Raw genomic sequence first — 13,265 nt, forward strand, 5'->3', positions numbered from 1 at the left:
AATCGGGAATCGGGAATCGGGAATCGGGAATCGGGAATCGGGAATCGGGAATCGGCTATATTTTGTCTTTCTGGGGATAGATTCTGTCAACGCGTTTTAGAACTTAGTTTCTTTCGCTTGCCTTCCAACGCAGCGCTTCCGGTTATTGGAGCGCTGCATTCTGAACGCCTTTGTATTCCAACTCCACGATCAAAAAAGCCGATGAATTCACATCGGCTTCTACATAACGTTTGGCTCTCAAGAAACAAACATTTCCTGTGGGCGAGGTCTATTCTCGATTTAACAACCGTCAGTAAACACTTCCACTTTGTATTCATCACCCGGCTCCATTGCCGCGGTGTACTTCACGTAGCAGTTACTCGCTTTGATTGCTTCGCGGTCATACTTTTGAACCCATTCTGATTGGGTAATAACTTTATAGTCTGGGTCTGCTAAGCTACCACCAGTATTATACGCATCCCAAACCCAGTCTTTTGTACCGTCTTTGTAACCCAGATCCGCATCTAGGAAATCTTCCAAGCCATTATTTTCCACTGCGGGATAACCAAAGTGGACATTACCCGCTCCTACTACATGATACGACGGTGAATTCTCTTCTCCTTCAACAGCCGCTTTCCCATATGCTATTTCAGCAGCGTTATGAACAGAAGCCGCCATACCTTGAATGGAAGAAGCTCTCGCGTCATGTTGAAGATTTAGAAACTTCGGAGCGGCAACAGCGGCTAGAATACCGAGAATTACAATGACAACCACTAACTCGATAAGAGTAAAACCTTTTGTATTTTGTTTCATTACCGTACTCCAATAGATTGAATTCGCGGCAACGTTATGCAATCAAAGTCAACTTACTGTCATTGAAATATAAAAAAGCGCCCGATTGGGCGCTTTCAAAATTGGCATCTCAAACTTGAGACAAATTATGCTTTCTCAGCAAGGATGATTCGTAGAGTACGACGTAGTGGCTCTGCAGCACCCCATAGAAGCTGGTCACCTACAGTGAACGCGTTTAGGAAATCATCACCCATTGCCATCTTACGTAGACGACCAACAGGAATAGAAAGCGTGCCAGTTACTTTTGCCGGCGTTAGCTCTTGAGCGGTGATGTCACGATCATTTGGAATCACTTTCACCCAGTCGTTGTGCGTCGCGATGATTTCTTCGATTTCATCCATTGGCACGTTTTGCTTAAGCTTGATAGTCAATGCTTGAGAGTGACAACGCATCGCACCGATACGGACACAAGTGCCATCGATTGGCACTGGCGCATCTTGGAAGCCAAGGATCTTGTTCGCTTCTACACCTGCTTTCCATTCTTCCTTGCTCTGACCGTTGTCGCGTTTAACGTCGATCCAAGGAATCAAAGAGCCCGCTAGTGGCACACCAAACTTATCCGTTGGGAATGAAGAGCTGCGCATTGTATCCGCAACTTTTTTATCGATATCCAGAATAGAACTTGCTGGGTTTGCCAATTCAGAGCTTACAGAGTCGTTGATTACGCCCATCTGAGAGATCAGCTCACGCATGTTTTGTGCACCTGCGCCAGACGCAGCTTGGTACGTCATTGCACTTGTCCACTCAACTAAGCCTTTCTCGAACAGACCACCAAGGCCCATTAGCATCAAACTTACTGTACAGTTACCACCAACAAACGTATTGGTACCACCGTGAATGCCTTGTTGAATTTGCGCTAAGTTTACCGGGTCTAGAGTGATGATAGAATCTTCTGCCATACGCAGTGTAGATGCTGCATCAATCCAGTAGCCTTTCCAGCCAGCCTGGCGTAGTGCTGGGTAAACTTTCTCTGTATAACCACCACCTTGACACGTAATCACTGCATCAAGCTGTTTTAAGCTGTCAATATCGAACGCATCTTGAAGTAGACCAGCTTCTTTACCTAGGTTTGGAGCTGGGATACCTATTTGAGACGTGCTGTAGAAAACTGGCTCAATTAAGTCGAAATCTTTCTCTTCGACCATACGCTGCATCAGTACCGAACCGACCATGCCGCGCCAACCAACTAAACCTACTCTCATCGCATTAACTCTCCATGTATATTTTTGAAACTTTCTCCATAGTTCAATTTTCGACACAAAATCTCAAGCCCTAATTTGCAAATAAACGCAACTTTTTTAACGTTTGCCGCGATTTTTTATAATCCAAGTTATTTTCTTCTCTTTTCTTCTTGATTATTCGCCTGATCCTGCCTGGAAAAGTGCTAACTCCCCACAATAAGGTCTTACCACTCAATGAGAAAACAACATTTGCAGCACATATTTTTTACATTACAAAACATTTCCAACCATTAACATTAAAGTTTTTTAGTTATTAATTTCACAAGTAAACGTTTTTGCGGATGAAAGTCAAGATAAAGCACCAAATGTTCGAAATATAATTTTTGTTAATGTATGTTATGCCCGATTAAAACAGGGAGCGGCCTTCCTCTATTGCTCCATGAACGACAGAGGCACATATGAAGCAAGTTACAACACGTCTTCCTAGTCTGATACAGGTATTTATCTCGCTAGGTTTGTTTCTTCTTTTGGCATTTTCATTTACTGCCAAATTAGACCTTCCAATTCAGCTCGCGCTGTACATCGGTTGGTTCATTATTATGCTATTGGGCCTAAGATTAGGTCACCAATACAAAGACCTTGAAAAAGCAGCCTTAAATGGCATTTCTAATGGCCTTGGTGCCGTGCTTATTCTTCTTGCTGTTGGTGCCTTGGTCGGTACTTGGATCTCAGGCGGTATCGTACCGACTATCATCTATTACGGTTTGAAAGCGATTCACCCTTCTATCTTCTTGCTAGCAACAATGATCATCTGTTCTTTGACAGCACTAGCGACTGGCACATCTTGGGGTGCAGCTGGTACAGCTGGTATTGCGATGATGGGTATTGGTCAAGGTCTTGGTGTTCCAGCACCAATCACAGCAGGTGCGGTGCTATCGGGCTGTTACTTTGGTGACAAGATGTCTCCACTTTCAGATTCAGTGATCCTTGCTTCTTCTATGTCGAATGTAGAAGTGGTTGAGCACATCAAAGGTATGCTGCCTATCGCGCTGATCAGCTACATCATCACTGGCATTATGTTTACCGCATTTGGCTTCCACTTCGCTGGTAAAGTTGACATGAGCCAAGTGGATTCGGTTATTCAGGCAATGGAACAACAATTTTTCATTACGCCTTACTCCTTTGTCCCTGTGATCATCGTATTGGCTTTACTTGCGATGCGTATGCCTTCTTTCCCTGTGATTAGCTTTGGTTCTCTGCTAGGTATTATCTGGGCAGTTATGATCCAGGATGTAGACTTCCTGACAGCATTCAACACAGCTTGGGCACCATTTGCGATTTCTTCAGGCGTGGATTTCATTGACTCGATTCTAAACCGTGGCGGTATGTCTTCTATGCTAGGTTCTGTTGCGGTGATCGTGTTTGGCCTAGGTTTTGGCGGCCTACTAGATAAGGTTGGCGTACTAGAAACGATTGCAAAGCTGTTCGAACGACGTGTTCAAAGCGCAGGCTCATTGGCAACCAGCACAATTGGTACGGCCTTCATGGGTAACGTATTCGGCTCTGCGATGTACGTATCACTGATTCTTACTCCTAAGATCTGTGCGAAGAACTACGACCGCCTTGGCTACAAACGCAAGAATCTATCTCGTAACGCAGAGTTCGGCGGCACATTAACATCTGGTATGGTGCCTTGGAGTGATAATGGTATCTACATGGCGAGCATCTTGGGTGTGGCAACATTGTCGTATGCGCCGTTCATGTGGCTGAGCTTCGTGTGTATCATCGTGACCATCTTTACTTCTTATATGGGCTGGTTTGTTGATAAATGCGAACCAACAGCTCCAGCAACAGAAGAACAAACAGAAGCTGAACTCAAGCAACAAACAGCTTAAGGCTTCAGCTTTCCATAGATAGAAACCTTCCATAAATAAAAAGGACCGATGATTCGGTCCTTTTTTGTGTCTGCTATTTGGTGTTGTGACTTCTAGACGATTACGCCGATTTAGTGCTGGCTCTTACCGCAGAGCGCTTACCCAAGGCATAACCAAGTACGAGAGGAGCAAAGAAGATCACTAGGATAAACAGAATAAAGTAGATGATGGTGCTCTTTACTAGCTCAATCAATTTGTCCATTGCCAGATTCACCACTTCTTGCGAAACATGGTCTAGGTCCTGAGCAAACTTCTCGCGCTCGTTTGTGATGATTTGAGCTATCTCTTGGCGCTCTCTTGCTACCATTTGCTCTAAAGCCTGACGTTCTTCACTCAACTGAGACAAACGTTCTTCTGTTTTTTGGTCGATATCTTCCACTAGAGGTTGAAGTTGCACGGCCATCTGCTCCGCTAAGTTGCGCATGTACTCAGGGTTGTTATCGATAAAGTCTTTCAAAGACTCAGAAGTCACCTTCAAACTGTTTAGTGCTGCGTTTACTTGTTCAATGCTTGCTGAGCTGTTGAGCGCCAACAACTGAGCTTTCCACGTCATGATCTTTGGTGTTTGCTCAGAGACTAAGCTCAAACGGTCAGACACGTCACCGATGGCCTCTGGCATCGTACCTAGAGTTGTTACCGCCTCTTCTTCACTAATTTGGTTAGCTTCTAACCAAGCACGATATGCAGGCGTACGAATCATGCTTAGATCCGCAAATGGATACTTCTCAACAAAGCCAGCGACAAACACTTTGGTGTTTTCGTATACGTCTTTCTTCAATAGCGATTTGGCTAACTTGTCGACTTCTTTAGCTAGGTGTACAGACACTTGTTTGGCTTCACCTGTCGTGAATAAGTCTTTGCCTGCTCCTTCACTGTAGAACTGGTTCATCTGGTGAGTGAACACCCACGTATCGATCAGCGCAGCCATTGGCGACACTTGGTAAGCCGCAGCTTGAAGCCCCTCTTCCGCATTGATTTTCCAAAGCAAGATATAAGATTGGTTTACTTTATCGCTTGGTTCGTAGTTTTCGTGCAGCACGTCGGCGGCTTGCTCAACTTGAGCAAAGAATTGCTGAGCATATTCACGCGTCATAATGCGCATATTCAGCTCTTGCTTGGTTAGCGGTACAGTTTGGCTGTCGATCTTCACCTCTAACAGAGAACACCCTGAAAGACTCAAAACTAAACAAGCCACCATCAATGAGGACAGTCGGCGGATGGACATGAAATTACCTATGGTCAAAATATGTAGAACAGGAACAGTAACGAACCAAGGCATCAGGTTCGCACGCGCAACGTGATACCTTAGTCTTTGGTATTTTAAGTCAGAGGAATATCAACCTGTTAGTACTTCTCGAATGTTTTCACTATTGAGAACTTTATCTGCAAAAAGTGTCGTTTCCTGCAATACCTGTTCTAGCAAATCAAGCTTGTCATCCGTAACCCGCTCTCCCTGCTTTATCAACGATTCAATATCACAAGAAATATAGTGCAGAGGCATAGCGCCTATACTGCCAGATACCCCTTTCAAGCTATGAGCGATTCTCTGCGCCTGGTCTTTGTCTTTCCCTTCTGTGACCAATACTCGAAGCTTCGCACCATCTTCTGTGTGGTCTTGGATAAAGACCTCTAGCAGCATGCGTACCGAATCTTCGTCATCAGATAAAGAATCCAACATTTTCTCGATATCAATATATGGCTCTTTGACTGAGGGAGCATCATCCTCAGTGTTGACGCTCTCAACGGAAGGTTGCATCACGTTTTGTTCTTTCGGGCAAAGGAAATCAGCATGAGTTTCTTGTTCATTTTGCCCAACAAACGCAGGTTTCCTTTCTTCGGAGCCGGATTCAACAGGAGATGGATGAGGAGGCTCCCCTTTCTCCTGAACTGAGGTTAAGGCTGATTGCGAGGTGGGCACTTTTTTAGCAAACACTGCCCACGAATAAGCAGCGAGTAAGGAACCACTGACTAACGTTAAAAAAGTAATATAAAACGTCAACTTGCGTTCAAGAGAGCCAATGACAGAAGCCAATTGATTTGGTAGTTCAGGATTAAGCAGTTGATTCGACAAATGGCTGCCTTGCGCATGAGCAGCAAGCACACTGGAAGTTTGGTCTAATCGGCGTTGAAATAAAGCTTGCTCTTTTACATCGAGACCTTGGGAAGCCGTGAACAACAAATCTAATTCTTGGTAGGTATCTGTACTGGTCGCAGCATCGCTAAACATCGCTTCCAATACCATGGCGCCCAACCGGTAATACATTGTACGCAGCTCAAGCGAGTTGCTGCCTGATTCACGACTGTTATGTAGCTGATCGGCCAACGCAACCAATTCACTATCACTGCCAATAAAGGTTCTTGCACCTTCAAGAAAACGGTCGGTTAAGTAGAAGAGTTGCGTTAAGTCTGGAGCCCCCAACCGATGGGAGTACTCACTTTCTAATTGTAAGCGCACAGCATACACAAGCTGAAGTTTGAGGGACACTTCATCGACATGTTGAGCACGATAAGGAAGCTCAAAGTTAAAAATATTACGAACTTCATCAATTTTACTGCTGAGTTCATCAACCGTAGAGATTGTGCGAATGGTCTGCTGCGCTTGTAACCAAATACCCACCGCGAATACGCACCACGCGGCAAATAAAAACCAAGCAGATCGTCTTATTCCCTCTTTGAATTGCAGCAACGCTTATCCCTCAACTCTTTGTTTTTAATCACAAGCATATACCATGAATTACACCATAACTGTGCGCACTTCACAGAAAAAAAGAGAGCATCACGCTCTCTTTCTTAAATTAGTTACGGCTTAACTGATCTTTTAGGTTTGGTGGCGTCCCTTTGATCGTCAGCGTGTCTGTCTCTGGATCGTAGAAAACACGCTCGCCAAGCAACAGGCTATCAAAGCTGATGTTCAAACCACCGCCGGCACCAACGTACTTCGTTAACTTGCGTACCGTTGAGCGGTCACCAGGGAAAGATTCTTCCAACTCGTATCCTTGCTCTTTGGTAAAGTCCATAAAGCTGGTGCCATCTTGGCTCGGAGGCAGCTCTCCAGACAGTTCAGAAATTTGTACTTCGTCGCCCGATTTGATTTGCTCGTTACAGTAGTTGTAAACCTGCTTTTTGTACTCGTTCGCTTCTTGCTTCTCTAATTTTGAGTCTGCGCAGAAGTCTTCCACCGCCTGCATCAGTACTTGGTTTTGCTGTTTAGTGTCTAAACCAACATCCGCCTGCAAAAAATCTAGGAAGAAGTCTGCCACCTTACGACCAACACGACCTTTAATGTAAGAAAGGTAACGGTTTGACTCACGGTCAGTATCGTAGCTTGAAAGGTCGATACGTGCAGCGATGTCCATCTTAGTAATGTCTAGGTAATCCGTTGCATCAATATCTAAGCCTTCTGTGACTTTCAGGCTTTGATTCATTGGTAAGATACCGATAAACAGATAGTCCGTAGCTAAGCTTTGGTACTCAGCAAACACTAAGATACCTTCGTCAGCAAATGGGTACTTAATCAGCTCTTCTTTCAGGCGATTTGCACTAATTTGTGAGAAATCATAGAAATCTCTCTCTCCTTTGCGCATTTCTTGAAGCCAAAATTGAAATTCGCTGTCAGATTGGAAAGAGCCGAAACCTTTACCTGCTTTAGAGTGGAATACGCGATGCAGTTCCGCGACAAGGTTTTCAGTAGAGGTATCGTTTTCTAACGACGCCGGGCGAAGTTTAACAACCAGTTCGTCCTGATCGTTTTTGCACAATTGATGCAGAATAACGTTTGAAAGATGAAGGCTCATAGTGATTTTATCTTGCTACAAGGTTTAAGTTGTTGGGCATTGTAGGTTATCATAAGCCGCTTTTACTATCATTATTAGAGTCTTTATGCCGATTACATCTAAATATACTGACGAACAAGTAGAGAAAATTCTTGCTGAAGTGGGCGCTGTTCTTGAGAAACACGCTGCCTCTCCTGAGTTGACGCTAATGATTGCGGGAAATATCGCAACGAATGTCTTAAATCAACAAGTTGCTGCTTCACAACGCAAAGTTATTGCTGAAAAATTTGCTCAGGCATTAATCTCTTCTCTTGAAGTGCCAAAAGCACACTAATAACGGATAATAGAACAAGTACATGGTAGACAGCGGAAACTCATACGGCGAACGCGTATCCCGACTAGTTGGTTGGGGTCACTGGTTTGCATTCTTCAACATCGTCGCTTCGATGTTGATTGGTACACGCTATATCGTTCAATCCCCTTGGCCAGAGACCCTAATGGGGCAATTCTATCTGGCTGTGTCTTGGGTTGGTCATTTTGGCTTCCTTGTTTTCGCCCTGTACTTACTGGTTCTATTTCCGCTGACGTTTGTCCTGCCATCTCGGAAGTTATTCCGCTTGGTGGCAGTGATATTCGCAACGGTCGGCCAGACCGTCCTTCTGATTGATACTCAAGCGTATCAGTCGATTAATTTGCACCTGAACCCTGTGGTTTGGGAGCTGTTGTTTAGCGAAGATAAAAGCGCGATCAGTTCTGATCTTCAGCACCTTTTCGTGGTAATGCCGCTTATTTTCCTCGTTCAACTTGCTCTGTCTGAGTGGGTTTGGCGCAAACAACGTAAACTGTCTCACAAACACGTTGGTCGTCCATTGGCTGCCGTGTTCTTTTTAAGCTTTATGACCAGCCACTTGGTTTACATCTGGGCTGATGCTTACTTCTATAACCCAATTACTAGCCAGCGCTCTAACTTCCCACTATCATACCCAATGACAGCGAAGAGCTTTATGGAAAAACATGGTCTTCTTGACCGTGAAGAGTACCTTAAGCGTTTGGCAGAAAACCAAGGTAACATCGACTTAGTCAGCTACCCGCTTGAGAAACTAGAATTCAACCGTCGTGGTAACAAGTTAAACGTGCTGATGATCAGCGTGAATAACTTGCGTGCAGACGCACTGAACCAAGACGAAATGCCGAACTTGTACAAGTTTGCGCAAGATAATCAAAACTTCACTAATCATTACAGCTCAAGCAACGACACTTATGGTGCGTTTGGTTTGTTCTATGGCTTACCAAGCAGCTACGCGAGCAGCATCAAAGCGCAAGGCAGTGCACCAGTGTTATTAGATGTATTAAAAGATCAGGATTACAGCTTTGGTCTATTCAGCGGTAATGGTTTTGAAGACGACCTGTATTCAGAGGTCATCTTCCGTGGCTTGAATCTGGCTAATGATCTCGATGGCACACAAGCTCATACCGACAAGCAGTCTATCGCGGCTTGGAACTTATGGCTGACCGAACAAGCGAAACAGCCTTGGTTTAGTTACATCGAAGTCACTACCGTCGATAACTTTGAATCAGAACCAATGGCGGCGAATGAAGAAATGCCTGCTAGCGAACGATTCAAGAAAGCTTACGAGCAATCGGTGAAGTCGGCAGATAAAACGGTTGCAGAGATCATCGCCGATTTGGAAGCAAAAGAGTTGCTGGCAAACACGATTGTGGTCATTACCTCTAACCACGGCAGCGAGTTCAACGAAACCAATACCAACAGCTGGGGGGCAAACAGCAACTACAGCCGTTACCAACTGCAAGTTCCTATGGTTATTCATTGGCCAGGTATGCTACCTGCAGAGTTTACACACAGTACTAGCCACCTAGACTTGTCTGTGACCCTTCTGCAAGACATGCTGGGCGTTTCTTCAAACCCATACGATTACAGCAGTGGTCGCAATTTATTTGATGAAAGCCGCCGTCGCTGGATCCTAGCGGGCGATACTCGTGAAATAGCGCTGATTACCGGTTCTCAAACCACGGTTATCGACAAATTCGGTAACTACAAGCTGTATGACAGCAATTACAAGCGCTTACGTGAAACATCACCTAAGCTTCCTGTGCTAATGCAAGGTTTGACAGAACTTCAACGCTTCTATTCGAAAAGTAATTAATTGAACAAAAGCTCTCCATTAGGAGAGCTTTTTTGAATCTTTTCTCTGCAAACAACACAAAATCGAGCAGTAATCATCCAAACGATTCATTTTGGGGTTTACAAGATTTTCAAAGCCTTATATTATGCGCCTCAACAACGGAGAGATGGCTGAGTGGTTGAAAGCACCGGTCTTGAAAACCGGCATACGTTAATAGCGTATCTAGGGTTCAAATCCCTATCTCTCCGCCACATTCAGAAAGCTCGTTGAGAAATCAACGGGCTTTCGTCGTTTTAGCGCTTGGAAAATTACGGGACCTCTCAATCCCTAGTTAAGCGCAACCCCGAATCTCAGCCAAGTTTAGACCAAGCGTCACCGAACTCAGCCACTTCCAGAAAAACCTGTCTAATCCTCGAAGCACTTTTCAATACGCAAGAAAAAAGCCCACTAATATTTAGTGAGCTTTAATCGTTAGGTATTCGAATGGAAAGGTTAGTTTCCTTTTGCTGCTTTAATCCTTTTATCAAGGTCTGGGTGGGTACTCAACCATTCAGGCAACTCTTCATAACTTTGGTTACGGAACAGTTCAAACATCTCAGCCATCGGCTTTGTGTCGCCATAAATCTTGAGCATCGCCTCTCTTGCAAATGCATCGGCTTGTATTTCGGCATCTCTGGAGTAACCACTGGACAACACAAACACACTTACGCCGGCAAGATTGTCCACGATGCCAGAGCTTTCACCAGTTAAAAGAGCGACACCAACAGAAAGGACACTCGAATACACCAACCTCTTTAGCATGTGGCGATGATGAATATGACCAAGCTCGTGAAGAATAATACTGTCCAGTTGTTGCTGGTTTTTAGACAGCGAAACTAATTCATCGAGCAACACAATCTTTCCACCGGGTAAGGCAAACGCATTCGCTCCTAGCTCAGAAGATCGAAAAACAATCTCTACTTGGTAAGGCAGAGCCTCTAACTGTGTTAAGTGCTGCTCTACCCTACTTCGAATGGCTTCTTGTTCGGCCTTACTCAGCTCGCTCGGTTCCCAACGGGAATCCAAACTTTCGAGTACCTTTTCAGCAAGTACAACTGAGACACTGTCAGGAATCGCGTATGCGACTTTGTCGCTCACCCAAGGAAGCGCGTAATAATACCCCCCGAGCACAACGGCAATACATGCCATCACAGACACTACCCACGCAAGCCAGTTTGATTCTATTTTGTCAACGAAGCTCGATCTTTTATTTGCCTGTAGCCATCGAGACACTTCATCAGTCCGTTCGGTAACAAAAACCCAACCATTGGGCAGCTTAAATCTGACGGGTAAGTTACCAACTGGAGCAGTAACCTCTGCATGCTGCTGATCACAGCTGAAGATATTGTCAGCAACAATCAAGCTCAGCGAGTTGGTTTGAGCGACATTCAATATGGCTTGATGTCGCTCAGAGCTTTTGGGTGGAAACGCGGTCCCTTTAAACTGCATTAACCGATCCCAACTCCAAGATCGAAGGCTTGTGCCACTTCATCAGAAATCGCTGATTTCACTTTTGAATCTTGGTCTGCTGCTTTAAGTTGGCTCATGTCTCCAACGACAACCGTCTTATCAGCAACATAGCGAGAAGTACGAACCATTACCCATGGTCTCGCAATACTCAAGGTCACAACTTGTAATAAGAAGTTTGAGATAATCAGCCACATGTAGCCATCAACTGTATAGGTAGACTTAAACGTAAAGTTATTTTCTTCTTGTCCTTCTTTTTCTAGCTTCATTTGAGAGAACAAGTAGTTACGAGTTCTTGTTGCTGTGTATGCCGTCAAGCCGATGGTTAGGCCAATCATACCAAGGTACATGACAACCATCGTAATGACAGGGCTAGATTTATTCAGTGAAGCCAAGTCGCCCGCTGCAGCTTCCATGAGCCCTGAGCTCCCAACCATTACAATGACCGCCACAATCGCAATCGCGACAGCCGTGCTAAGACCAATTGCTGCGGCTTTCAGGTAGGTTTTTACAAAGAAACTGGTTTCAAGTTCACCACTAAACTGCCAATCACCATAACGGTAGCCATTAACAAAGTAGCGTTGAACGCCAACCACAACCCAACCATAAAGTGCGGCCATAACGACGACTGAACAAAGTCCTAAAATAACCGACGCAGCTTGCGAAACGCTCGCAACCGCTACACAGATAACAATGAAAACCATGACCGCCAGCGCTGCACCGAAGCCTCGGCCAAGTATGGTGATGTATGCATCTTTCAGTGACGAATTAAAAGAGAAGTGAACATTGCGGTAACTCGTCATTGCAGAATCAAATCTTGCGTTGCTCCATAACAACCAAGGAAGAGCAACATAAAACAGAAGTAATAGCACAAGTGCAAGTTGGGGAATAAATGAGTTTGCGATACCCCACACCAATATAATCGCCAGCGCGACTAAACGCCCCTTTAAGATTTGCATTGGCTCGGCATGATACTCAAAGTTATCACCGTCGATGTACGTGTTACCGTAGAAGTAGCGTTTTGTTCTTACTTTGGCCCAAGCAGAGTAAATTCCAAGTGTAACGATAGAAAGTAGAACATTGACAATCCAGATGCCAAAAAACTCTCCCCCTCGTCCTTTAAATGAGATGGTATTGGAAATGCGTTGATGGTTCATATACAGTCCGAATAGTTTATTTAATTTTATGAATTTAAAGGCATTATCCTATCTCATTCATAAATTGATAAACTTGACTGCCATAAGCAAACTAAACGTCATTTATCTATAAAACACATATTAACCACACCCTATAATTCACCTGAAAAATAATTTAATAGCCAATTTCGCGCAAATGAAAGCAGTTAAAGTGATAAAAACCATCTATTCAGTGAATTTAATCAACAATAGTTCATTATAACTAAAAAACTCAAAACCTGAGGCGTCACCTTACCAATCAACAGGTTAGTTGCTGATTACATTTTCTGTCAGGTGAATTATAAAGTGTTTGTAACTACCGAAGAGTTACCAGACGGCCTATTATTCTCCTCGGCATATCGCAGAAGCATCTTACTGCATAAGCTAAATCCATCCATTTGTTGTTTTAGACAACGTCAAAGGCTAGGAAAATAAAATTGGGAAAGGATTCCCAGCTCTAAATCCCATTCGAATATTCAAAGCCATTACTGGCTAATATCGTCTTCATCGCGCTCCGACGGTACAGGTAACACTGGTTGATTCTGTTTTTCATGCAACGCTTCTATCAGCTTCCGATCAACCTCAGCAAAATATAGATCTTCGATTGCTTTTTCCCGTAGTCGTAACTTTTCCGTAAAGTCCATATGCAGCAACCTCACTTTTGACCTTGCCCACTTTAAGTATAGGTTCTGATCGTCACCCAATAAAAAAGGCGAGACTT

11 protein-coding genes and 1 tRNA gene are annotated in these 13,265 nt (G+C 44.3%); 4 read left to right on the forward strand and 8 right to left on the reverse strand.

The features are described from left to right. Nucleotides 1-279: 279 nt before the first annotated feature. Together GXP65_RS14670 and asd are read right to left on the reverse strand one after the other, a co-directional pair. On the reverse strand, nt 280-792 hold the full coding sequence (locus GXP65_RS14670; protein WP_038892815.1) for a type II secretion system protein: 513 nt from the start codon (nt 790-792) through the stop codon (nt 280-282). Between the two features lie 125 nt (nt 793-917). Continuing rightward, nucleotides 918-2,033, reverse strand: a complete 1,116-nt coding sequence (asd, locus tag GXP65_RS14675) for an aspartate-semialdehyde dehydrogenase (RefSeq protein WP_009707295.1) — start codon at nt 2,031-2,033, stop codon at nt 918-920. Between the two features lie 437 nt (nt 2,034-2,470). Here asd and nhaC point away from each other — a divergent pair, with 437 nt between their 5' ends. Beyond that, the gene (gene nhaC / locus GXP65_RS14680) at nt 2,471-3,907 is read left to right on the forward strand and encodes a Na+/H+ antiporter NhaC (RefSeq protein ID WP_005439709.1); all 1,437 of its coding nucleotides are present in this window, start codon (nt 2,471-2,473) and stop codon (nt 3,905-3,907) included. 100 nt (nt 3,908-4,007) lie between these two features. Here nhaC and GXP65_RS14685 read toward each other — a convergent pair whose 3' ends face one another. The 3 genes from GXP65_RS14685 to yejK all read right to left on the reverse strand — a co-directional run bounded on the left by GXP65_RS14685 (nt 4,008) and on the right by yejK (nt 7,740). Beyond that, on the reverse strand, nt 4,008-5,171 hold the full coding sequence (locus GXP65_RS14685) for a hypothetical protein (protein ID WP_047481123.1): 1,164 nt from the start codon (nt 5,169-5,171) through the stop codon (nt 4,008-4,010). Nucleotides 5,172-5,282: 111 nt separating this feature from the next. Further along, entirely contained in the window at nt 5,283-6,632 is a 1,350-nt protein-coding gene (locus GXP65_RS14690; protein ID WP_162860263.1) for an Hpt domain-containing protein, read from the reverse strand. A 109-nt stretch (nt 6,633-6,741) separates the two neighbouring features. Continuing rightward, entirely contained in the window at nt 6,742-7,740 is a 999-nt protein-coding gene (gene yejK, locus GXP65_RS14695) for a nucleoid-associated protein YejK (protein WP_162093130.1), read from the reverse strand. A gap of 85 nt (nt 7,741-7,825) precedes the next feature. Here yejK and GXP65_RS14700 point away from each other — a divergent pair, with 85 nt between their 5' ends. The 3 genes from GXP65_RS14700 (at nt 7,826) to GXP65_RS14710 (ending at nt 10,114) form a co-directional block, all read left to right on the forward strand. Next, a complete protein-coding gene (locus GXP65_RS14700; RefSeq protein ID WP_005432983.1) occupies nt 7,826-8,053 on the forward strand; it encodes a YejL family protein in 228 nt (75 codons plus the stop codon). Nucleotides 8,054-8,075: 22 nt separating this feature from the next. After that, nucleotides 8,076-9,884 carry a DUF3413 domain-containing protein gene (locus GXP65_RS14705; RefSeq protein ID WP_045377315.1) on the forward strand — a complete coding sequence of 603 codons (1,809 nt, stop codon included), beginning with the start codon at nt 8,076-8,078 and terminating at the stop codon, nt 9,882-9,884. A 139-nt stretch (nt 9,885-10,023) separates the two neighbouring features. Next, nucleotides 10,024-10,114, forward strand: a tRNA-Ser gene (locus GXP65_RS14710). 241 nt (nt 10,115-10,355) lie between these two features. Here the strand turns inward: GXP65_RS14710 and GXP65_RS14715 are convergent. The 3 genes from GXP65_RS14715 to GXP65_RS25075 all read right to left on the reverse strand — a co-directional run bounded on the left by GXP65_RS14715 (nt 10,356) and on the right by GXP65_RS25075 (nt 13,188). After that, on the reverse strand, nt 10,356-11,351 hold the full coding sequence (locus GXP65_RS14715; protein ID WP_162093131.1) for a M48 family metallopeptidase: 996 nt from the start codon (nt 11,349-11,351) through the stop codon (nt 10,356-10,358). Further along, nucleotides 11,351-12,526, reverse strand: a complete 1,176-nt coding sequence (locus tag GXP65_RS14720) for a YjgN family protein (protein ID WP_038891467.1) — start codon at nt 12,524-12,526, stop codon at nt 11,351-11,353. The genes GXP65_RS14715 and GXP65_RS14720 overlap by 1 nt, the downstream gene beginning before the upstream one ends. Nucleotides 12,527-13,029: 503 nt before the next feature. After that, the gene (locus tag GXP65_RS25075) at nt 13,030-13,188 is read right to left on the reverse strand and encodes a hypothetical protein (protein ID WP_005432909.1); all 159 of its coding nucleotides are present in this window, start codon (nt 13,186-13,188) and stop codon (nt 13,030-13,032) included. Nucleotides 13,189-13,265 lie beyond the last annotated feature (77 nt).

This window comes from Vibrio sp. LB10LO1 (assembly GCF_010092875.1).
GTDB lineage: Bacteria > Pseudomonadota > Gammaproteobacteria > Enterobacterales > Vibrionaceae > Vibrio > Vibrio campbellii.